This window comes from Halorubrum sp. AD140 (assembly GCF_034497445.1).
In the GTDB taxonomy this organism is placed as follows: Archaea; Halobacteriota; Halobacteria; order Halobacteriales; family Haloferacaceae; genus Halorubrum.
In genome coordinates this window covers 1-20,995 of the sequence record NZ_JAXRUU010000056.1, presented here as the reverse complement: position 1 = coordinate 20,995, position 20,995 = coordinate 1, and the positions used below count along the sequence as shown (strand labels likewise).

Genomic DNA, 20,995 nt, shown 5'->3' with positions numbered 1-20,995 from the left:
CGGCGTCGACGGCGAGATCCCGCTCGTCGCCCGCGAGGAGGCGACGAAAGTGGAGCTGTCCGACGAGGAGAGCGAGACCGACGTGACCCGGACAGCGATCGAGGACGACTTCGCCGGGCGGATCTACGACTCCGCGGTCGAGGGGAGCGACGCGGTGTACGTCCACGCCGGCGGCGCGTACACGACCGAGGTCCGCGACGACGACGACGAGGTCGGCGCGTACCGCGTGAATCCGGACCCGCCGGGGTCGGGAGATTCGAACGACGGAGACGACGAAGACGAATCCGGCGGGAACGGCCCGATCCGGATCGAGCGCCCGGAGACCGGGGCGGCCTCGCTCGCCGGCTACGTCGCCGACGTGGCCGAGGAGACGCGCGCCGAGGTCGCGGCCGCGGCGGCGGAGAGCGACGATTCGGACGGCTCGGACGATGACGACGGCTCCAGCGGTGGCGGCTCCGACGGAGACGGCTCCGACGGCGGCCCGTCGAACGCGGTGAACGGGCTCGAACGCGCCCTGGCGGCCGCGGTCGACGCGGCGGCGCGGGCGGAGGAGCGCGCCCGAGAGGGCGACGGCGAGGGGACGGACCGCCAGCTCGAGAACGTGCTCGACCGGATCGCCCGGATCGAAGAGCGGATCGCGGCGGCCCGGGAGGGGCTCCCGCCTGGGCTCGCGAACGCGACGGGGAAGCGGGTCGAACAGGCGACGCGGCGCGTCGAGCAGGCGCAGGACGCCGAGAAGCTGTAAGCTGTAAGGCGACTCCCCCTCTCTTGCTCCCATCGCCGGTGCGGCCCCCGGCCCGCGAGCCCGCGTGCCACGCCACACCACTGGATGGAAAGCTATACGACGCCGACCCGACCACGAGTATATAAGCAGATGTCTCAAGAGGGTTACGACCACACCGCGGTCGAGAATCGGTGGCAGGAGGCGTGGGACGACGCCGCCGTGTATCACACGCCGGACGAGGCCGACGACCCGACGTACGTGCTGGGGATGTACCCGTACCCGTCCGGGAAGCTCCACATGGGTCACGTCCGCAACTACACCATCACGGACGCGTACGCCCGGTACCGCCGGATGCGCGGCGACGACGTGCTCCACCCGATGGGGTGGGACGCGTTCGGGCTCCCCGCCGAGAACGCCGCCAAGGAGCGCGACACCAACCCCCGCGACTGGACGTTCGACTGCATCGACACGATGCGGGGCCAGATGCGGTCGATGGGATTCGGCTACGACTGGGAGCGCGAGATCACCACCTGCACGCCGGAGTACTACCGGTGGAACCAGTGGCTGTTCACCCGCTTCGCCGACGCCGGGCTCGTGGAGCGGCGCGACGCCGAGGTGAACTGGTGTCCCTCCTGCGAGACCGTCCTCGCCGACGAGCAGGTCGAGGGCGACGCCGAGCTGTGCTGGCGCTGTGACACCCCCGTCGAGACGCGCGACCTCGACCAGTGGTTCCTGAAGATAACCAAGTACGCCGACGAGCTGCTGGAGGCCATCGACGACCTGGAGGGGTGGCCCAACTCCGTGCGCCAGATGCAGCGCAACTGGATCGGCCGGCAGTATGGGACGACGCTGGACTTCAAAATAGAGGGGTACGGCCCCGTCGAGGCGTTCACCACCCGCGTCGACACCGTCCACGGCGCGACGTTCTTCGCGCTCGCGCCGGACCACCCGATCAGCGAGGAGCTGGCCGCCGCGGACGACGCGGTCCACGAGTTCGTCCACCACGAGGCCGACCCCGACGGCGACGAGCCGAACGGCGTCGAGACCGACCTCACCGCCACCAACCCGGTCACGGGCGAGGAGATCCCCGTCTTCGTCGCCGACTTCGTCCTCTCGGACGTGGGGACGGGCGCGCTGATGGCCGTGCCCGCCCACGACGAGCGCGACCACGCGTTCGCGACGAAGATGGGCGTCGAGATCCGCCCGGTCGTCGCGCCGAAACCCGAGGACTGGGACGGCGAGACGGCTCCGGAGGCGCCGGACGTGAGCGAGGCGGCGTTCACCGACGACGGCGTGGTGATAAACTCGGGCGAGTACAGCGGCCTCGACAGCGAGACGGCCCGCGAGCGGCTCACCGAGGAGGTCGAGAGCGCGGCGGAGAGCACCCAGTACCAGCTCCGCGACTGGGGAATCTCCCGCCAGCGCTACTGGGGCACCCCGATCCCGGTCGTCCACTGCGACGACTGCGGGCCGGTGACGGTCCCGGACGAGGACCTGCCAGTCGAGCTGCCCGAGTTCATCAACACCACCGGCAACCCGCTCGACGCCGCCGAGGAGTGGAAGGCGACGACGTGCCCGGAGTGCGGCGAGCCCGCGACCCGCGAGACCGACACGATGGACACGTTCGTCGACTCCTCGTGGTACTTCCTGCGATACGTCTCGCCGGACCTCGACGACGCCCCCTTCGATCTCGACCGCGCGAACGACTGGATGCCGGTCGACCAGTACGTCGGCGGCATCGAGCACGCCGTGATGCACCTGCTGTACTCCCGCTTCTTCACCAAGGTGCTGGCCGACGAGGAGGGACTGGACCACCGCGAGCCGTTCACGAACCTGCTGGCGCAGGGGATGGTCCAGTTGGAGGGCGAGAAGATGTCCAAATCGAAGGGGAACGTCGTCTCCCCGCAGCGCATCGTCGACGAGTACGGCGCCGACACGGCCCGGCTGTTCATGATGCAGGCGGCCCAGCCCGAGCGCGACTTCGACTGGTCGGAGGAGGGCGTCCGGTCGACCCACCGGTTCCTCTCCCGACTGAGCGACCTCGTCGAGGGGTACGCGGCGGGCGGCGCGGCGTCCGCCGACGCGACCGCGGACGACGCTGACGCGGCGGACACCGACGCGGACGACGCCGACCGCGATGAAATCGACGACTACGTCGCCGACGAGGTCGACGCGGCCGTCGCCATCGCGGGCGCGGAGTACGACGACCTCACGTTCAACGTCGCGCTTCGCGAGGCGCAGGACCTGGTGCGGACGCTCCGGAGCTACCGCGGGCACGCCGACCCGGACCCCGACACCTACGAGCGCGGGCTGGACGTCGCCGTCCGCCTGCTCGCGCCGGTCGTCCCGCACCTCGCGGAGGAGCTGTGGGAGGCGCTGGGACGGGACGGGTTCGTCGTCGAGGCCGACTGGCCGACCGCGACGGTCGACCGCGAGACCGTCGAGCGGCGCCGGCGGCTGGTGACGAACACCCGCGAGGACGTGCGCGACATCGTCGAGGTCGCCGGCATCGAGGACCCCGAGCGGATCGACGTCGTCGTCGCGCCCGACTGGAAGTACGACGCCCTGGAGATTGCGCTAGACAGCGACGCCGACAACCTCATCTCGGAGCTGATGGCGGAGAGCCACATCCGCGAACGGGGCGACGCCGCCGCCTCGTACGGGCAGGACCTGCAGGCGAATCGCGAGGCATTACAGGAGACCCTCAGCGGCGGCGCCGAGTACGACGCGCTGCGGGCGGCCGCGTGGCTGATCGAGCGCGAGTTCGACGCGCCGGTCCGCGTCGGGCGCGCCGAGGACGCGGACGAGAGCGTGGTCCGGAAGGCGGAGCCGGGTCGTCCCGCGATCGACATCGTCGAGTAGCGGCTCGCCCTCCCGCTCCGCGACGCTCTCCGACGCGGGCCGAAGACCTCACGAATTCGTGACAGTACGCCAATGTAAATATACGTAAGCTTTCTGTAGTTGTGTGATAGAGAGACACACGCGATGCAGCACAACATCGAGAAGGGTCCGAGCTACGCGGTGTTGCGGACGACCATGGACCGTGGCGACCGGCTCATGGCCGAGACGGGGGCGATGATAAGCCGGAGCGAGAGCGTCCACGCCGACGCCGAAGTCGGCGGCGGCGAGGGGATCGGCGGGATCATCAAGTCGGCGGTGAGTTCGAGCCGAGACCTGGTGGAGAACGCGTTCGAGGCGCGGGAGGACGGGGCCGAGCTCACGCTGGCGCCCGACCACCCCGGCGACGTCTTCGGCGTCGACGTCGGTCGAGACGGCCCGATCAAGGTCAACTCGGGCTCGACGCTGGCGTGGGAGCCGACCGTCGAGCGGTCGACGGGGTTCAACGACGCGCGGAGCTTCTTCTCCGCGGGGAGCCTGCGGGTCCTCGAGCTGTCGGGGACCGGACGCTGCTTCCTCTCGGCGTACGGCTCGATCGTCGAGACCGACGCGGAGCCCGACGACCCGACCGTCGTCGACACCGACCACCTGATCGCGTGGACCGACGGCCTGGACGTCTCCATGGAGAAGGACGGCAGCATCAAATCGGCCGTGCTGGGGGGCGAAGGGCTCGTCTCGAAGTTCTCCGGCGAGGGTCGGGTGTGGATCCAGACCCGCAACCCGGCGGTGTTCCAGCGGGCCGCGGGCGGCGAGCAGCGCGACGACGACGACTCGGGCGTGGACCCCGGAGACTTCCTCTGAGCAGACGTCGGCGGGACGGCCTCCCGCCCCGCGGTCGCCGGGGGCGGGCGGCGGCTCGGCCGTCGGTCACAGCGAGACGTCGGTCTCGAGGTCCTCGGTCGCGTCCTTCAGGCCGTCCTCGCGGGCGGAGTCGGCGTGAGACCCCTCGATGTCGGCGTCGGTGAGCAGGTCGCGGAGCTCGTCGCGGAAGCGGTCGTTCGCCCGCGTGGAAGTCAGGTCGACGCGGGCGACGCGCGCGTACTTCGCGACGGCGTCGGGGTCGGCGTCGAGCGCGTCGGCGCACTCGACGATGGAGCGACCTTCGGCGGTCAGCGACTTCAGGTCCGCGTAGTCGAACGGGGCGCCGTCGACCTCGCGGTCGGCCTCGCGCACGAGGTGGAGGTCCAACCGAGCGTCGCGGACGGTGTCGGGGTCGACCGTCGACGGATCCGCGGCCGTCGAGGCGAGCGCGGCCGCGATCGCTTCGTCGTCGTCGAGCTCGAAGCGACCGCGGGCGATCCGGGCGTACGTCGCGTCGTCGAGGTCCGTCGAGAACTCGTACCGCTCGCGCATCGCGGCGACCAGCTCGCGGACGCGCTCCTCGACGACCGCCTCGTCGCGGTCGGTGAGGGAGCCGGGCGACTCCGCCTGGCGCTCGGTGACCGTGTCGGACCCGGTGGTCTCGACGAAGATGTCGCGGAGCTCGGCGGTCTTCTCGTCCATGGGCGGAACGCTACGCGCCCCCGATAGAAAAGCCTCGCGTCCGTTTCGGACGCCGCGTCGTCAACCAGTATCTTCAAGTCAGTTTACGAGCGTGGCAGTGACATGGAAACCAGCACGGAGTCCGTCGATCTCGTCGGCGAGGAGGCCGCGGCGAACCTCGCTCGCGCGGCGCTGTTCGCCGCGCTCGTCGGCGCGTTCGCGTACGTGACGTTCCCGAACCCCGTCTCGCCCGTCTCGGTGACGCTGCAGGTGCTCGGCGTCTTCCTCGCCGGGATCTACCTCGGGCCGGTGTGGGGGGGCGCGTCGCTCGTCTGCTACCTCGCGGCGGGCGCGCTCGGCGCGCCGGTGTTCCAGGGCGGCTCGGCGGGCGTCGGCGCGCTCGTCGGGGAGTCGGCGGGCTACCTCTGGTCGTACCCCCTCGCCGCCGCCGCGGTCGGCGCGGTCGTCCACCGCGGCGCGACGCTCCGAGACCTGGACTCGGTCGGGCTCCCGGCGCTCGTCGGCGCGATGGTCCTCGGCACGGCGATCATCTACGCGCTCGGCGTCGCCGGACTCGCCGTCGTGCTCTCGCTCGGCCCGGTCGAGGCAGTGGCCGTGGGCGCGGTCGCGTTCCTCCCCGCCGAGGCGCTGAAGATCGCCGCCGCGGTCGGCATCGTGCGCTCCGACGCGATCGCGGCCGCGTGAGGTGGTCGACCGTGACCGACCGCGAGGTGATCGCGTGAATGACTGCGAGGTAATCGCGTGAATGACTGCGAGGTAATCGCGTGAATGACTGCGAGGTAATCGCGTGAATGACTGCGAGGTGATCGCGTGAACGACTGCGAGGTGACCGCATGAACGACCGCGAGGTGGGGCCGTGATCGACGTCGACGGCGTCACGTGTCGATACGGGGGCGCCGATCGCGGCGCGGACAGCGAGGGCGACGGGTCCGGCGTCACCGCCGTCGACGACGTCTCCCTCTCGGTCCCCGACGGCGAGTTCCTCGTGCTCGCGGGCGCGAACGGGTCCGGCAAGACGACGCTCGTCCGGACGTTCAACGGGCTGACGACGCCGGACGCCGGCACCGTCGCCGTCAACGGAACCCCCGTGGGCGACGACCTCGTCGCCGCCCGGACCGCGGTCGGCATGGTGTTCCAGGACCCGCGCGACCAGCTGGTCGCGGCCACCGTCGGCGCCGACGTCGCCTTCGGTCCGGAGAACCTCGGGCTGTCGCGCGCCGAGATCGACCGCCGGGTCGCGGCGGCGCTCGACGCGGTGAACATGGCCGGGCGCGATGAGGACCGGGTCGCGTCGCTGTCGGGCGGCGAGCGCGAGCGCGTCGCGGTCGCCGGCGCGCTCGCGATGGAGCCGGACCACCTCGTCTTAGACGAGCCGTTCACCGGGCTCGACGAGCCGGCCCGCCGGTCAGTCCTCGACCGCCTGCGCGACCTCGACGCGGCCGGGACGAGCGTGATCGTCGTCACCCACGACCTCCGCGACGTGCTCGGGCTCGCGGACCGGGTGGTGGGGATGTCGGCGGGACGGGTCGCCGTGGACGCGCCGCCGGACGAGGCGCTCACGGACCTGCCGGGGCTGGACGTTCGCGTCCCGGAGCGTGCCCTCGCCGGTCACGCCCCCGATCGCTCCCCAGACCGCGGCCCGTCCTCGGACCCGTGACGCTCTCGTACGCCCCCGGCGACTCGCTCGCCCACCGGCTCGACCCGCGGTCGAAGCTGCTCGTGCAGGCCGGGTTCGCGGCCGCGGCGTACGCGTACACCACGCCCCGCGGGCTCGCGGCGCTCACCCTCCTCGCGGCCGGCTGGCTGCGGCTCGCCGGGGGCGGCCCCCGCGACGTGTGGGCCTACCGGTTCGCGCTCCCGTTCCTGCTCGTCGCGCCCGTCGTCGCGGGCGCGACGCTCGGGGACCCGTGGTTCCGGCCCGAGCGCGCCGCGACCACGGGGCTCGCGAGCTACCGCGTCCTCCTGATCCTCGTCGTCGCCGCGGGGTACGTCCGGTCGACCCCGGTCCGCGAGTCGCGGGCGGCGATCCAGCGCACGGTTCCGGGGAGACCCGGTCAGTTCCTCGGCGTGGGCGTCGCGCTCGTGTTCCGGTTCCTCCCCCTGTTGAAGCGGGACCTGCTGACGGCGCGGGAGGCGGTCCGCGCTCGCGGCGGCGACGCGCTGCCGGTCCGCGAGCGGATGCGGCTCGTCGCCGTCGCCGGGATCGATCGGGCCTTCGGCCGGGCGGAGCGGCTCGGAACCGCCCTGAACGCGCGGTGTTTCGCGTGGAACCCGACGCTCCCGCCCCTCGCGTTCGGACGCGCGGACGCGGTCGCGCTGGCGGGCGGGTGCGCGCTGCTCGCGGCCGCGCTCGTCGGCGCGCGCTGAGAACCGCCCGAACGTTCATTACGTTCCTGAGAGATGACGGACGTGTCACATGAAATTCGACCGATCCGAGACGCTCGACCGGCTTTCGGGGGTCGTCGCGGACGGCGACCCCGTCATCGGCGCCGGCGCGGGGACGGGACTCTCGGCGAAGTTCGCCGAGCGCGGCGGTGTCGACCTGCTCATCATCTACAACTCCGGGCGCTATCGCATGAACGGACGGGGGTCGCTGGCCGGACTGCTCCCGTACGGCGACGCCAACGAGATCGTCGTCGAGATGGGCCACGAGGTGATCCCGGTCGTCGAGGACACGCCGGTGCTCGCGGGGGTCAACGGCACCGATCCGTTCCGGGAGATGAGCGTGTTCATCGAGGACCTCAAGCGGCGGGGGTTCTCCGGCGTCCAGAACTTCCCGACCGTGGGGCTCATCGACGAGGATAGCGACTTCCGGCGGAACCTGGAGGAGACCGGGATGGGGTACGACCTCGAGGTCGAGATGATCCGCGAGGCGAGCGAGCGCGGGATGTTGACGTGCCCGTACGTCTTCACCGAGGAGCAGGCCCGCGAGATGACTCGCGCCGGCGCGGACGTCGTCGTCTCGCACATGGGGCTGACCACCTCGGGCGACATCGGCGCCGAGACGGCGCTCGACCTGGAGACGGCCGCCGAGCGGGTCCAGTCGCACTGTGACGCCGCCAAGTCGGTCGACGAGGACGTGCTGGTGATCTGTCACGGCGGGCCGATCGCCTGGCCCGAGGACGCCCGGTACGTGCTCGAACACACCGACGGCGTCGTCGGGTTCTTCGGCGCCTCCAGCATCGAGCGACTCCCCACCGAGGCGGCCATCGAGGAGCAGGCCCGCGAGTTCAAGGAGATCGACGTCCGATGAGCGTCGTCGTCGTCGGCACCCTCGACACGAAAGGCGAGGAGATCGGATTCGCCCGGGACGTCCTCCGCGCCCAGGGCGTCGACGTCCACGTGGTCGACGTGGGAGTGCTGGGCGACCCCGAGTTCGAGCCTGACACGGGCGCCGACGCGGTCGCCGCGGCCGCCGACGCGTCGCTCGACCGCCTGCGCGAGGCGGCAGACCGCGGCGAGGCCGTCGAGGTCATGGGCGAGGGCGCGGCCGCCGTCGTCTCGCGCATGTACGAGGCCGGCGAACTCGACGGCGTGTTGGGGCTCGGCGGGTCCGGGAACACCTCAATCGCGACGGCGGCGATGCGCGCGCTCCCGGTCGGCGTCCCGAAGCTGATGGTCTCGACGATGGCCTCCGGCGATACCGAGCCCTACGTCGGCGCCGCGGACATCATGATGCTGTACTCCGTCGCCGACGTCGAGGGGCTCAACCAGCTCTCCCGGCGGGTCATCGCCAACGCGGCGCTCGCGATGGTCGGGATGGTCACCAACGACCCCGACGTCGAGGTCGAGGAGCGCCCCACGATCGGGATCACGATGTTCGGCGTGACCACGCCGTGTGTCCAGACGGCCCGCGAGCACCTCGAATCGCGGGGGTACGAGACGATCGTCTTCCACGCGACCGGGACGGGCGGGCGCGCCATGGAGGACCTCGTCGAGGAGGGGGTCATCGACGGCGTGCTCGACGTCACCACGACGGAGTGGGCCGACGAGCTCGTCGGGGGCGTGCTCTCGGCCGGGCCGGACCGCCTCGACGCGGCCGGGAGGGCGGGGATCCCGCAGGTGGTCTCGACCGGGGCGCTCGACATGGTGAACTTCGGCCCGCGGGACTCCGTTCCCGAGCGGTTCGGCGGGCGGCTGTTCCATGTCCACAACCCGCAGGTGACGCTGATGCGGACCACCCCGGCGGAGTGCGCGGAGCTCGGAGAGATCATCGCCGCGAAGCTGAACGCCGCGACCGGCCCGACCGCGCTCGCGCTCCCGCTCGAGGGCGTCTCGATGCTCGACGTCGCGGGCGAGGAGTTCCACGACCCCGAGGCGGACGCGGCGCTGTTCGACGCGTTGCGGCGCGGCGTCGACGACGACGTCGAGGTGATCGAGGTGGACGCCGACGTCAACGACGACGCGTTCGCCGAGACGATCGCCGCGAAGCTCGACGAGTACATGCGCGAGGCGGGGCTGGCGCCGGAGTGACGCGCAGCGGGAGGAGCGACGCGTAGTACGACAGATCCGGTGCGAAAGAGCGAGAGAAGTGCCGTCTCGCGGGGTGCGCGGAGCCGCAGCGCGCTCCGTGTTGTGGCAAGTTTTAACCGGACCGTATCCGGCTGATCTACCATGACTCCGCTGCAGGCGGCCACCCGGGAGACGTTCTGGACCATCGGTCCGGTGGGGAAGGCCGCGTTCTACTGGCTCGCCGCGGTCGCGATCCTGGTGTTCTCGTACGGGGTGTACGCCCGGTTCGCGGCGTACGCCCGCGGGACCGCCGACCCCCGCGACCGGCTGTCCGACCTCCCCTCGCGGATCGTCTCGGCGACGCGAACCGTGCTCTCGAACGAGAAGCAGTTCGACGGCGACGCGTACGCGGGCGTGATGCACACGTTCGTCCTCTGGGGATTTCTCGTCCTGCTCGTCGCGACGACGATCCTCGGGTTCGACATCGACGTGTACCGTCCGATCGCGGGCGAGTCGTTCTGGGTGGGCGACTTCTACCTGGTCTACCAGTTCGTCGTCGACGCGTTCGGCCTGCTGTTCGTCGTCGGCCTCGGCATGGCGATGGTCCGTCGGTACCGCGAGCGCGACGGGCGGCTGTGGGGGAAACACACCTCCCTGGAGGACGACGCGTTCGTCTGGACCCTCTTCGCGCTCGGCGTCGGCGGCTTCGTCGTGCAGGCGCTCGGCATCGTCGGCCAGCCGGCGCGGGCCGACGAGACGGTGAGCTTCGTCGGGATGGCGATGGCCGCGGGGTTCCGGTGGGCCGGGCTGACGCCCGCGGGCGCCGAGGCGATATACGGCGTCGTCTGGTGGAGCCACTCGCTCCTGGCGTTCGCGTTCATCGCGTGGATCCCGTACGCGAAGCCGTTCCACATGATCTCCTCGTTCGCCAACGTCGTCGCTCACGACGAGAAGGCGGGCGCCCGGCTCCCGAACGTCCCCGCCGACCTCGACCACACCAACGCCGAGTCGCTCGAGGACTTCACCTGGAAGGAGCTCATGGACGGCGACGCCTGCACGAAGTGCGGGCGGTGTACCGACGCCTGTCCGGCCGAGGCGGTCGGTCGCCCGCTCGACCCCCGGAACGTCATCCTCGACCTGAAGGCGTACCGCGAGTCCGTGACCGACGATCCGGTGGCGGGGCGGCGCGACGGGGTGGCGACCGATGGTGGGGCTGTCCCCATCGTCGCCGACGAGGGGGGCGTGATCGACGCCGAGTCGATGGAGTCGTGTATGTCCTGTCTGGCCTGCATGGACGCCTGCCCGGTCGACATCGAACACCTCACCTCGTTCACGAAGATGAACCGCCAGCTCGTCGACGAGGGCGCCGTGGACGCGAACCTCCAGGGCGTGTTCCAGGACGTGATGCAGAAGGGGAACACCTTCGGCGAGCCGCAGTCGGCCCGCGGCGACTGGGCGGACGAACTGGACGACGTCGACGTCCCGGACGCTCGCGAGACGGAGGTGGAGTACCTCTGGTACGTGGGCGACTACCCGAGCTTCGACGACCGGAACGAGGAGGTCGCCCGCGCGCTCGCCCGGCTGTTCGACGAGGCGGGCGTCGAGTTCGGTATCCTGTTCGACGACGAGAAGAACGACGGCAACGACGTCCGCCGGATCGGCGAGGAGTTCCTCTATTTAGAGCTGGCTGGCCACCACGTCGAGACGTTCGCGGACTGCAAGTTCGACTCGATCGTCTGTACGGACCCGCACTCGTACAACACGATCAGAAACGAGTACCCCGAGGTCGACTTCGCCGAGTTCGCCGACGACCCGATGATGCCGTTCGACCGCGAGGAGCCGTGGAACGCCGACGGCGAGATCGAGGTGCTCCACTGGACGCAGGTGGTCGAGGAGCTGGTCGCCGAGGGCCGGCTCGGCCTCTCGGGCGACGAGCTCGACTACACCGTCACCTACCACGATCCCTGTCACCTCGGGCGGTACAACGACGAGTACGAGGCGCCCCGCGAGCTGATCCGCGCGACCGGCGCCGACCTCCACGAGATGCCGCGCTCGCGGAGCGACTCGTTCTGCTGCGGCGGCGGCGGCGGCGGGCTGTGGACCGAACACGACGAGGAGATCAAACCGAGCGAGGAGCGCCTCCGCGAGGCGGTCGAGGACACCGACGCGGGCGGCGAAATCGAGAAGTTCGTCGTCGCCTGCCCGATGTGCACGACGATGTTCGAGGACGGCCGGAAGACGGGCGACTTCGAGGACGACGTGGAGATCGTCGACGTCGCGGAGCTGCTGATCGAGGCGGTGGAGGCGTGAGCGGGACGTGAAGGCACCGACCGGGGACCGTCAGGCGCCGCGGCTCGCGTCCCGCGGGGTCGACCGCGGCTGGGACTCGACCGCGTCGTCGACCCGACGCAGCAGCGCCCGCCCCGGCGCCCGGTCTCGCACAGGGGCGTCGGCGAGGTAGTCGATCAGCGCGTCGCGGAGGAGCGCGGCGCCGTCCGGAGAGAGCGCGCGCTCGCGCTCGATGCGGCGCAGCGGTCGGCACTGGGGAGGTGCGTCGTCACCGGCCTCGACCGCCCTCTCGCCCGCGTCGAGGAGGGCGGCGTGAGCGACCCACGCCTCCTCGCGCGAGAGCGAGAGCCGGATCCGGTCCCCGTCCGTCGGAGGGGTCATGCTCCCGGGCTTCGCGCGGAGGGTCTTAAAAATACGCCCGACCCGTCAAACCCGCGACGGGGGCTCGGGAGGCGTCCGCCGCCGAGCTATATAGACTATATATCGTCCGGTAGAGATACTGTCTGGGTCGTACCACTCATAGCATACTACTTAACCGAAACTCACCCACAGTCAGGTGATGGCATCAAGCCAAGACCCGGAACTCACGGGAATCACTCGTCGAAAATCACTCGCGGCGCTCGCCGGTGTGGGCGCGCTGGGACTCGCGGGATGTACGTCTAATGACGGCGGCGACGGCGGCGACGGCGACGACGGCGACGACGGCGGCCTCGGCGGCGACGGCGGCGACGGCGACGACGGCGACGACGGCGGCGACGGCCTCTCCGGAGAGGTCATCGTCACCGGGTCAAGTACCGTCTTCCCGGTCTCTGAAGAGATGGCCGAGCGGTTCATGGACGAGAACGACGAGGTCAGCGTGACCGTCGACTCGACCGGGAGCGGTGGCGGCTTCGCGAACAACTTCTGTCCCGGTGACTCGGACATCAACGGTGCGTCCCGTCCGATCAAGGACGAAGAAGTCGAGAGTTGTGAAGAAAACGACGTCGAACCGGTCGAATTCCGAATTGCGGGCGACGCACTGACGGTGGCGGTCAGCCCGGACAACGACTGGGTCGACAGCATGACCTTCGACGAGCTGGCGCAGATCTGGAACGGCGACGACCCCGCCGAGACGTGGGCCGACGTCAACGACGACTGGCCCGACGAGGAGTTCGACCTCTACGGTCCCGACGACACCTCGGGGACGTTCGACTGGTTTACCGAGAACGTCGTCGGCGAAGCCGGCAACCACCGCAGCGACTACGAGCCGACCGAGGACGACAACACGATCGTTCAGGGGATCTCGAACAACGAGCACTCGATCGGCTACTTCGGGTTCGCGTACTACCAGGAGAACGAGGACGACCTCAAGGCGCTCAACATCGCCGAGACCTCGGACGACGAACCCACCGCCCCGAGCCTTGAGGCCGCCTCCTCAGGCGACTACCCGATGGCTCGGCCGCTGTTCATCTACCCCAGCGCCGACTCGCTCAGCGAGAAGGACCAGGTCTACTCGTTCGTCGAGTACTACCTCGAGAACTCCAGCGCGGACTGGATCGCCGACGACGTCGGCTACGTGCCGTCCAACGAGGACCAGGTCGAGGAGAACCTCTCGACGCTCGAAGAGTACGAGTAATCGACCCGCGTCGACGGCGGCCTCGCTGCCGCTGTCGGCTGTTGAACGCGCTATCGGATCACGAATGAATTAAGGCTACCAGAAATTATCTATGAATCACCAATGAACGGCGAACCAGCGTTGACGCGCGCGGCGGCCGACCGCGACGTCAGAGAGAAAATGGTCGGCGTGTTGCTGTTCGCCTGTGCGGCGCTGACCATATTCGTGACCGCGAGCATCCTGTTCACGCTCGCGTACGACACGGTCACGTTCTTCGGATTCGAGGAAACGACTGTCGTGGACTTTCTGACCGGACTCGAATGGGAGCCGAGGAACGGCCATTACGGCGTCTGGCCGCTCGTGAGTTCGACGCTAGTCGTCACCGTCGTCTCCGCGCTGGTCGCGATCCCGATCGGGACGGCCGCCGCCGTCTACCTCTCGGAGTACGCGAGCCCGAAGGTACGCTCGGTGATCAAGCCGTCACTCGAGATCCTCGCCGGGATTCCGACGGTCGTCTACGGCTATCTCGCGCTGGTCTATCTGACGCCGTGGCTTCGAGACATCGGCCTCCCGCTCGGGACGTTCAACCTCTTTAGCGCCTCGATTATGGTCGGTATCCTCATCGTGCCGATGGTCTCGTCGCTCTCCGAGGACGCGATGAGCGCGGTGCCGGACTCGCTCCGGCAGGCGGGCTACGGACTCGGCGCGACGAAGTACGAGGTGTCGACGGGAATCGTCATTCCGGCGGCGGTCTCGGGGATCTTCTCGTCGTACATCCTCGCGCTGTCGCGGGCGATCGGCGAGACGATGATCGTCGTCATGGCCGGCGGTCTCCGGACGAACCTGTTCGATCCGTTCGATCCCTTCGGCAGTCTGGCCGGATCGGGTCGAACGATGACCGCGTCGATGGTCAACGCCGTTACGAGCGACGCGACCGGCGGATCAGCCGAGTACTACAGTATGTTCGCGATCGGCCTCTCGCTGTTCGCGATAACGTTCCTGATGAACCTCGCAAGCAACCGCATCGCCGCACGGTATCGAGAGGAGTACCAATGACCGATCAGCACGTCCGCCACCGGACGGAGGTGACCGACTGATGGCCAGCGAGACACCGACGTCCAACACGTGGTTCGGCTCTACGGAGAAGGTCGGTCGGCTCCGCGGACGCGTCTTCAAGTGGACCTGCCTCGGTGCGACGATCCTCACGCTGTTTTTGATGCTCGTCTTTTTGCTGTACGTCGCGAACGACGCGCTCGCCCCGCTGTCGGCCGACCCCGGCTGGCTCGCGACGATGGGACTGACCGTCGTCGTCCCCGTCATGCTGCTGGCCGGGTACTACTACCGGCGCGATCGGTCCGCCGGGGAGGTCGCCTACACGGCGCTCGGGCTCCCGATTTTCGTGGGGCTCGTCGCGGGCGGCCTCTGGCTGCTGTTCCGCCACATCGTGACGCCCCAAGAGTGGTTCCTCCTGGTAGTCTCTGTCCTCGTCGCGGGCGGTCTCGTCGCGGTCCACTCGCGGCTGCGGCACGACGCCGCCGTCGAACGACTCGTGGTGACGGTGCTCGTGCCGCTGCTCGCGGTCGTCGGCGTTCCGACGCTCGTGCCGAGTCTCCGGGACCTCCTGAGCCTCTCGCCGGTGCTGCCGAACGCGCTGATCTCGTTGGTTCTCGGCTTCGGGCTACCGATCGCGGCGGTCGTCGGGTTGCGCGTCCGCGCCGTTCGTGACGTCGCCCGCGACGGCGCGATCGCCGCGGGGATCACCGTCGCCGGCGGACTCGCCGGCGTGGTCGTCGGGCCGCTGGTCGGCGTCCACCCGACGAGTTGGCTCGTCTTCGCCGCGCCGATCGTCGGGGGGCTCGTCCTCTACGTCGAACGCGTCGTCCGAAACGACCAGGGAGTCTCGGGGCTCGCGTTCCCCGTCGTCGTCGCAGCCGGCGTGTTCGTCGGTCTGACCGCGACCCAGACGCTCGGATTCGCCGGCCCCGACGCGTGGCTCGACACCCAGTTCCTGACGAACCCCACCAGCACCGACCCCGCCGACGCCGGGATCTATCCGACGCTCGTCGGCTCGGTGCTCATCATGATCGTGATCGTCCTCTCGGCGTTCCCCGTCGGGATCGGGGCGGCCGTCTACCTCGAAGAGTACGCCCAGTCGCAGGGGCGGCTCGGCAAGGTGGTCGAGCTGATCCAGGTCAACATCGCCAACCTCGCCGGCGTTCCCTCGATCGTGTACGGTGTCCTCGGACTGGCGATCTTCATCAACCTCATCGGGATGGGGCGCGGGACGGCGGTCGTCGCCGGCTTCACCGTCGGCCTGCTCATCCTCCCGATCGTCATCATCTCCACGCAGGAGGCGATCCGAGCCGTTCCCGACTCCCACCGACAGGCCTCGTACGCGATGGGGGCGACCAGGTGGCAGACGGTCCGGAACGTCGTCCTTCCCGAGTCGCTCGCCGGGATCTTCACCGGAACGATCCTCGCACTCGGACGGGCCATCGGTGAGACCGCCCCGCTGCTGATGATCGGCGTGTCGGCCAGCGTCCGCGTCTCGCCGGACTCGTTCCTGAGTCGGACCGGTGCGATGCCGAGGCAGATCCTCTCGTGGTCGACACAGATCACCACGGAGTTCCGCTACGGCGTGCTCGCGGCAGGGGTACTGACACTGCTGGTCGTTCTCCTGACGATGAACACCGCGGCGATCGTGCTTCGAAACCGCTCGCAGCAAACGCATTAACTATGAACCCGACCGACACACCGACCGATCGAACCACGAACCGAGCCGAAACCGACGGCGGCGTCCCATCCGGAGACGACGCCGAACCGACCCCAGACGCGACGAAGGCAGACGGTGGGACGGAAAAGCTCATCGACGTTTCGGCGTCGTTCAGCGAGGCGACCGACGACGACGCGCGGACGCGATCGACCGAGACCGCGATCGCGACCCGTGACCTCGACGTGTACTACGGCGATGAGCAGGCGTTAGACGGCGTCTCGATGGAGATATACGAACACGACGTGACCGCGCTCATCGGCCCCTCGGGCTGTGGCAAGTCGACGTTCCTCCGGTGTATCAACCGGATGAACGACATGATCGACGTCTGCCGCGTCGAGGGCGACGTCGAGTTCGGCGGGAAGAACGTGTACGACGACGACGTCGACCCTGTCGCCTTACGCCGGAAGATCGGGATGGTCTTTCAGGCGCCGAACCCGTTCCCGAAGTCGATCCGCGACAACGTCGCGTACGGCCTGAAGATCCAGGGGTACGAGGGCGACATCGACGCCCGCGTCGAGAAGGCGCTGAAGAGCGCCGCGCTGTGGGACGAGGTGAAAGACCAGCTCGACTCGTCGGGACTCGACCTCTCGGGCGGGCAACAACAGCGGCTCTGTATCGCACGAGCGATCGCGGCCGACCCGGAGGTCGTCCTGATGGACGAGCCGACCTCGGCGCTCGACCCGGTCGCGGCCTCGAAGATCGAGGACCTCATCGACGACCTGGCGGAGGAGTACACCGTCATCATCGTCACCCACAACATGCAGCAGGCGGCGCGCATCTCCGACCGGACCGCCGTGTTCCTCACCGGCGGGCAGCTGGTCGAGTACGACGACACCACCAAGATCTTCGAGGACCCCGAAGAACAGCGCGTCGAAGACTACATCACGGGGAAGTTCGGATAGATGCCCCGCGAGAACTACCAGGAGCGGCTCGAGGAGCTGCGGACCGACGTGGTCGCGATGGGCGATCTGGTCCTCGACCGGTACGAGACCGCCCTCCGCGCGGCCGAGACGGGCGACGACGACCTCGCCGACGAGGTGATCGGCGGCGACCACGTCGTCAACGAGCGATACCTCGAACTCGAAGACGAGTGCACGGAGCTGCTCGCGCTCCAACAGCCCGTGGCCGGTGACCTCCGGCTGGTGACGGCCTCGTTCAAGATCATCACCGACCTCGAACGCGTCGGGGACCTGGCGACGAACCTCGCCGCGTACGGCGGCGACGACGGCGGGATCCACCCGGCCGTCGACTTCCGCGGTCTCGGCGACGCGGCCGGCGAGATGGTCGCGGACGCTGTCGCGGCCTACGAGGCGGGCGACCCCGACGCCTGTCGGGAGATCGACGTCCGCGACGACGACCTCGACGAGCGGTGTCGGCGAGCGAGCGAGGCGGTCGTGCGGAACTTACTCGAGGCCGATCGCGCCCGGGCCGCGACGAACGAGGCCGCCGAACCGGACCAGCTCGCGGACACGCTCGACGAGATCTCCCGAGCCCTTCTGGCGATCCGCGACCTCGAGCGCGTCGGCGACCACGGGGTCAACATCGCCGCCCGGACGCTGTACATGATAGAGAGCGACGACGAGCTGATCTACTGAGCGGCGCGCGCGAACGGACGACCGAGACGCAAGCCGGAAGAACGACCGAGACGACACCCGACACCATGACGCAATCCACCGATACCGACGCGGACGAGACGGCGACCGACGCGACGACCACCCTCACGTTCATGTGCGTCCGCAACGCCGGGCGGAGCCAGATGGCGACGGCGTTCGCGGAGCGCGAGCGCGAGCGACGCGGACTCGGCGACCGCGTCGAGATCGTGACGGGCGGCACGATGCCGGCCGACAGCGTCCACGACGTGGTCGTCGAGGCGCTCGCGGAGGTCGGCCTCGACGTGAACGGCCGGGCTCCTCAGCACGTGTCCGACGAGACGCTCGCCGCGTCCGACTTCGTCGCCACGATGGGCTGTTCGACGCTGGAACTGGGCGGCGTCGACGTCGACGACTGGGACCTCGACGACCCGGGCGAGCGCCCGATCGAGGAGGTCCGCGAGATTCGCGACGAGATCGAGCGCCGCGTCCTCGCCCTCTTCGACGAGCGGTTCGGCGAGTACGACGGCGAGCGGTAGGCGCTTCCGTCGCGCAGAACGTAATGATCAATATCGACGGATAGAGGCCCTGAAAGCACACATTTAACGGAATAGAGCCCCTATTCGATCACACATGAACGAGACCCTAGAGCGTCGTATTCGACGCCACAACACGAGCTTCGATCGCGACACCGGACACATCATTCTACCGAGTGAACGACTCGCCGCCCGGTGGTTCCACGGCGTCGTGGAGGCCGCGGAACGGAACGGCGACCTGGCGCCGCTGGCCGAGCTGCGAATCGGGATCGACCCCGACAGAGACCGAGCGACCGTCATCAACGAGCGGGCGACCGACGGGCTCCGGGCCGCGCTGCCGCCGAGCGACGAGGCGCTGCTGACGGGGGGAGCCGCGTCCCTCGAACGCTACGGCTTCGACGACGACGAGGCGACGCGACGGGCGGACGTCATGGCGCTGGCCGACCTACGGGCCGAGGATGACGCCGAGCCCGCCCTCGCGTGCTGACGCCCCGATCGACGAGGTGACCGTTCTCGACTGAGTGACGCCTCCGTTTCGCGGGAGTCCGACCGCCGCTCCTCGCTACTCCGTCCGGACGCGGACCCCGATCCCGTCGGCACGCGTACGGCGATCTCGCCCGCTCGCCCGTCGACGGCTCCTCCAGAAGTCATAATCGGCTCCGAACCCACGGTGTACACGTGACGATACTGCAGGAGCTCCTCGGGGATCAGTCGCTCGCCGTCTGGGTCGCGCTCGGCGTGATCGGGTTCCTGCTGACCTGGAAGGGCGCGAACGTCATCGAGTCGACGACCTCGAAGATCAGCGACCACTTCGGGGTCTCGCAGGCGGTCCAGGGCGGACTCATCGTCGCGGCCGCGACGTCGTTTCCCGAACTCGCGATCATCGTCATCTCCGTGCTCGTCCTCGGCGAGTTCGGCGTCGGCGCCGGAGCGATCATCGGGACGGCGGTGTTCAACATTCTCGTCATCCCGGCCGCCGTCGCCATCACGAGCGGCGACACGACGACGACGCAGGGGATCGTCTACCGCGACGCCATCTTCTACATGGTGGCCGTGCTCGCCCTCTTCGGCGTGATCGCGATCGGCGTCCTCGGGACCGACGGCCAGGAGCTCGCGCGGATCACCCCCCAGATGGGCGTCGGCCTGCTGGTGCTGTACGGCGTGTACGTCATCTTGCTCGTCGGCGGAAAAAGCGGCGCGTCGGCGGAACAGAAGACGGAGTCGACGAACGTCCCGAAGCAGGCCGGGCTGTTCGCGGCCGGGCTGGGCGTCGTGCTCGTCGGCGTCGAGTCGATGGTCGGCATGACGATGGAGATCTCGGCCGCGCTCAACGCGCCGCCGTTCCTCATCTCCGTGACGGTGCTGTCGGCGATGAGCTCGTTCCCCGATCTGCTCGTCGGCGTGAAGATGGGTAAGGCCGGCGACAAACGGGCGGCGGTTGCGAACGTCTTCGGAACGAACACGTTCAACCTCGTCGCGGCGCTGCCGATCGGCGTCGTCCTCGCCGGCGGCGTCTCGATCGGCTTCCTCACGTCCGTGCCGCTGATGATATTCCTGTTCTACACCACCCTCGTCGTCGTGGTGCTGTCCGCGACGGACTTCGAGATCACCACCGAGGAGGGGTACGTCTTCCTCGCGATGTACCTCGCCTTCCTCGGCTGGATGACGACCGAGGCGCTCGGAATCACCGCGCTGCTGACCGAGGAGACGCTCCGGACGATCGTCACGTGACGATTCACGAGCCGACCCGCTCCGTGAGCCGGCCCGCGGCGGTCGGCTACGGTGTCCGAACCCGAACCTCGACGCCGTCGGCGTCGGTGACGACGAGCCCGTCCGCCCGCTCGTCGATTGCGATCTCCACGTCGCCGTCGGCCGCGACCGCGTCGAGGCGGGACCGCACCGCGTCCAGCGCGGGCGCGTCGGGGACGACCACCTCGAACCACGCGATCCCGCGTCCCGCCGCGGGCGTCGTCCGCCCCCGCCACGTGTTCGCGGCGAGGTGGTGGTGGTAGCCGCCGGCCGCGACGAACCGGACGCTCGGTCCGGTCGCGCCGACCGCGAAGCCGATCCCGTCGACGTATATCCGCTCGAACGCCGACAGCGACGTGGTTTCGAGGTGGACGTGACCGACGTCGGTGCCGGGCGGAACGCGGTCCGCGGGGCCGGAATCGGTGCCGTCGTCCGGTCCGCTCGCCGCGGCCGCGACGCCCTCGAGGTCGAGCGGGTCGGTCGCCATCTGCACCGTGCCGTCGTCTGCGATCGGCCACTCCTCTCGCGGGCGGTCGCGGTAGATCTCCACGCCGTTCCCCTCCGGGTCGTCGAGGTACAGCGCCTCGCTGACGAGGTGATCGGAGGCGCCGTCGAGCCGCCAGCGGTCGCGCACCCGGGCGAGCGCCTCGCCGAGCGCGGCGCGGGAGGGGACCCGGAACGCGATGTGGAACAGGCCGGCGTCGGTGGGGGCGCGCTCGGGGAGATCCGGGTCGCGGATCAGAACGAGCAGCGGGACGGCGTCGGGGTGGACTCGCGCCGCGCTCCCCGCGCCTTCCACGCCCTTCGTTCCTCCCGCGTCCTCCGCGCCCGTCGTGCCCCCCGCCTCTCCCGTGTCCTCCGCGCCCGTCGTGCCCCCCGCCTCTCCCG

General features: G+C 69.6%; 19 protein-coding genes and 1 pseudogene. 17 read left to right on the top strand and 3 right to left on the bottom strand.

The genetic code is table 11. From position 1 onward, the window contains the following. From U4E84_RS13070 to U4E84_RS13060, 3 genes and pseudogenes are all read left to right on the top strand, one after another. A pseudogene (locus tag U4E84_RS13070) lies at positions 1-745 on the top strand (hypothetical protein); the annotation flags it as partial. Between the two features lie 129 nt (positions 746-874). Next, on the top strand, positions 875-3,586 hold the full coding sequence (leuS, locus tag U4E84_RS13065; protein ID WP_322532538.1) for a leucine--tRNA ligase: 2,712 nt from the start codon (positions 875-877) through the stop codon (positions 3,584-3,586). 123 nt (positions 3,587-3,709) lie between these two features. Next, the gene (locus tag U4E84_RS13060) at positions 3,710-4,423 is read left to right on the top strand and encodes a TIGR00266 family protein (protein WP_322532537.1); all 714 of its coding nucleotides are present in this window, start codon (positions 3,710-3,712) and stop codon (positions 4,421-4,423) included. Positions 4,424-4,489: 66 nt separating this feature from the next. Here U4E84_RS13060 and U4E84_RS13055 read toward each other — a convergent pair whose 3' ends face one another. Further along, complete coding sequence (locus U4E84_RS13055; RefSeq protein WP_322532536.1) at positions 4,490-5,125, bottom strand: hypothetical protein; 636 nt, start codon at positions 5,123-5,125, stop codon at positions 4,490-4,492. 102 nt (positions 5,126-5,227) lie between these two features. Between U4E84_RS13055 and U4E84_RS13050 the strand changes: the two genes are divergently transcribed. From U4E84_RS13050 to U4E84_RS13025, 6 genes are all read left to right on the top strand, one after another. Next, complete coding sequence (locus tag U4E84_RS13050; RefSeq protein WP_322532535.1) at positions 5,228-5,809, top strand: biotin transporter BioY; 582 nt, start codon at positions 5,228-5,230, stop codon at positions 5,807-5,809. A 172-nt stretch (positions 5,810-5,981) separates the two neighbouring features. Next, positions 5,982-6,782 (top strand): ABC transporter ATP-binding protein, encoded by an 801-nt coding sequence (locus U4E84_RS13045; protein ID WP_322532534.1) that lies wholly within the window; start codon positions 5,982-5,984, stop codon positions 6,780-6,782. Continuing rightward, positions 6,779-7,492 carry an energy-coupling factor transporter transmembrane protein EcfT gene (locus U4E84_RS13040; RefSeq protein ID WP_322532533.1) on the top strand — a complete coding sequence of 238 codons (714 nt, stop codon included), beginning with the start codon at positions 6,779-6,781 and terminating at the stop codon, positions 7,490-7,492. Before U4E84_RS13045 ends, U4E84_RS13040 begins: the two co-directional genes overlap by 4 nt. Positions 7,493-7,541: 49 nt before the next feature. Next, positions 7,542-8,378, top strand: a complete 837-nt coding sequence (locus U4E84_RS13035; RefSeq protein WP_322532532.1) for a phosphoenolpyruvate hydrolase family protein — start codon at positions 7,542-7,544, stop codon at positions 8,376-8,378. Next, complete coding sequence (locus U4E84_RS13030) at positions 8,375-9,598, top strand: Tm-1-like ATP-binding domain-containing protein (protein ID WP_322532531.1); 1,224 nt, start codon at positions 8,375-8,377, stop codon at positions 9,596-9,598. The genes U4E84_RS13035 and U4E84_RS13030 overlap by 4 nt, the downstream gene beginning before the upstream one ends. A gap of 141 nt (positions 9,599-9,739) precedes the next feature. After that, on the top strand, positions 9,740-11,887 hold the full coding sequence (locus U4E84_RS13025) for a (Fe-S)-binding protein (RefSeq protein ID WP_322532530.1): 2,148 nt from the start codon (positions 9,740-9,742) through the stop codon (positions 11,885-11,887). 30 nt (positions 11,888-11,917) lie between these two features. Here U4E84_RS13025 and U4E84_RS13020 read toward each other — a convergent pair whose 3' ends face one another. Further along, positions 11,918-12,247: a hypothetical protein gene (locus U4E84_RS13020; protein WP_322532529.1), complete on the bottom strand. Its 330-nt coding sequence runs from the start codon at positions 12,245-12,247 to the stop codon at positions 11,918-11,920. A gap of 178 nt (positions 12,248-12,425) precedes the next feature. Between U4E84_RS13020 and U4E84_RS13015 the strand changes: the two genes are divergently transcribed. The 8 genes from U4E84_RS13015 (at position 12,426) to U4E84_RS12980 (ending at position 20,089) form a co-directional block, all read left to right on the top strand. Next, a complete protein-coding gene (locus tag U4E84_RS13015) occupies positions 12,426-13,481 on the top strand; it encodes a PstS family phosphate ABC transporter substrate-binding protein (RefSeq protein ID WP_322532528.1) in 1,056 nt (351 codons plus the stop codon). A 102-nt stretch (positions 13,482-13,583) separates the two neighbouring features. Then, positions 13,584-14,516, top strand: a complete 933-nt coding sequence (pstC, locus tag U4E84_RS13010; RefSeq protein ID WP_345785514.1) for a phosphate ABC transporter permease subunit PstC — start codon at positions 13,584-13,586, stop codon at positions 14,514-14,516. A gap of 40 nt (positions 14,517-14,556) precedes the next feature. Next, complete coding sequence (gene pstA, locus U4E84_RS13005) at positions 14,557-16,194, top strand: phosphate ABC transporter permease PstA (protein WP_322532527.1); 1,638 nt, start codon at positions 14,557-14,559, stop codon at positions 16,192-16,194. Between the two features lie 2 nt (positions 16,195-16,196). Then, positions 16,197-17,135 carry a phosphate ABC transporter ATP-binding protein PstB gene (gene pstB, locus U4E84_RS13000; RefSeq protein WP_322532526.1) on the top strand — a complete coding sequence of 313 codons (939 nt, stop codon included), beginning with the start codon at positions 16,197-16,199 and terminating at the stop codon, positions 17,133-17,135. Continuing rightward, positions 17,136-17,828, top strand: a complete 693-nt coding sequence (gene phoU, locus U4E84_RS12995) for a phosphate signaling complex protein PhoU (RefSeq protein WP_322532525.1) — start codon at positions 17,136-17,138, stop codon at positions 17,826-17,828. It abuts the gene before it with no gap. Between the two features lie 65 nt (positions 17,829-17,893). Next, positions 17,894-18,361, top strand: coding sequence for an ArsC family transcriptional regulator (locus U4E84_RS12990; protein ID WP_322532524.1), 468 nt, complete (start codon positions 17,894-17,896; stop codon positions 18,359-18,361). A gap of 94 nt (positions 18,362-18,455) precedes the next feature. After that, positions 18,456-18,845: a hypothetical protein gene (locus U4E84_RS12985; RefSeq protein ID WP_322532523.1), complete on the top strand. Its 390-nt coding sequence runs from the start codon at positions 18,456-18,458 to the stop codon at positions 18,843-18,845. Positions 18,846-19,036: 191 nt separating this feature from the next. Beyond that, positions 19,037-20,089: a sodium:calcium antiporter gene (locus tag U4E84_RS12980; RefSeq protein WP_322532522.1), complete on the top strand. Its 1,053-nt coding sequence runs from the start codon at positions 19,037-19,039 to the stop codon at positions 20,087-20,089. Between the two features lie 46 nt (positions 20,090-20,135). Here U4E84_RS12980 and U4E84_RS12975 read toward each other — a convergent pair. After that, positions 20,136-20,995 (bottom strand): VOC family protein (locus tag U4E84_RS12975; RefSeq protein ID WP_322532521.1); only part of this gene is annotated, 860 nt, incomplete at its 5' end.

What these genes read in the sequence shown, in the direction of transcription:
- U4E84_RS13035 (WP_322532532.1), top strand. Translation starts at nt 7,542, where the DNA reads ATGAAATTCGACCGATCCGAGACGCTCGACCGGCTTTCGGGGGTCGTC.
- U4E84_RS13050 (WP_322532535.1), top strand. Translation starts at nt 5,228, where the DNA reads ATGGAAACCAGCACGGAGTCCGTCGATCTCGTCGGCGAGGAGGCCGCG.
- U4E84_RS12990 (WP_322532524.1), top strand. Translation starts at nt 17,894, where the DNA reads ATGACGCAATCCACCGATACCGACGCGGACGAGACGGCGACCGACGCG.
- U4E84_RS12985 (WP_322532523.1), top strand. Translation starts at nt 18,456, where the DNA reads ATGAACGAGACCCTAGAGCGTCGTATTCGACGCCACAACACGAGCTTC.
- U4E84_RS13020 (WP_322532529.1), bottom strand. Translation starts at nt 12,247, where the DNA reads ATGACCCCTCCGACGGACGGGGACCGGATCCGGCTCTCGCTCTCGCGC.
- U4E84_RS13060 (WP_322532537.1), top strand. Translation starts at nt 3,710, where the DNA reads ATGCAGCACAACATCGAGAAGGGTCCGAGCTACGCGGTGTTGCGGACG.
- pstB (WP_322532526.1), top strand. Translation starts at nt 16,197, where the DNA reads ATGAACCCGACCGACACACCGACCGATCGAACCACGAACCGAGCCGAA.
- pstA (WP_322532527.1), top strand. Translation starts at nt 14,557, where the DNA reads ATGGCCAGCGAGACACCGACGTCCAACACGTGGTTCGGCTCTACGGAG.
- leuS (WP_322532538.1), top strand. Translation starts at nt 875, where the DNA reads ATGTCTCAAGAGGGTTACGACCACACCGCGGTCGAGAATCGGTGGCAG.
- U4E84_RS13025 (WP_322532530.1), top strand. Translation starts at nt 9,740, where the DNA reads ATGACTCCGCTGCAGGCGGCCACCCGGGAGACGTTCTGGACCATCGGT.
- U4E84_RS13055 (WP_322532536.1), bottom strand. Translation starts at nt 5,125, where the DNA reads ATGGACGAGAAGACCGCCGAGCTCCGCGACATCTTCGTCGAGACCACC.
- pstC (WP_345785514.1), top strand. Translation starts at nt 13,584, where the DNA reads ATGAACGGCGAACCAGCGTTGACGCGCGCGGCGGCCGACCGCGACGTC.
- phoU (WP_322532525.1), top strand. Translation starts at nt 17,136, where the DNA reads ATGCCCCGCGAGAACTACCAGGAGCGGCTCGAGGAGCTGCGGACCGAC.
- U4E84_RS13015 (WP_322532528.1), top strand. Translation starts at nt 12,426, where the DNA reads ATGGCATCAAGCCAAGACCCGGAACTCACGGGAATCACTCGTCGAAAA.
- U4E84_RS13030 (WP_322532531.1), top strand. Translation starts at nt 8,375, where the DNA reads ATGAGCGTCGTCGTCGTCGGCACCCTCGACACGAAAGGCGAGGAGATC.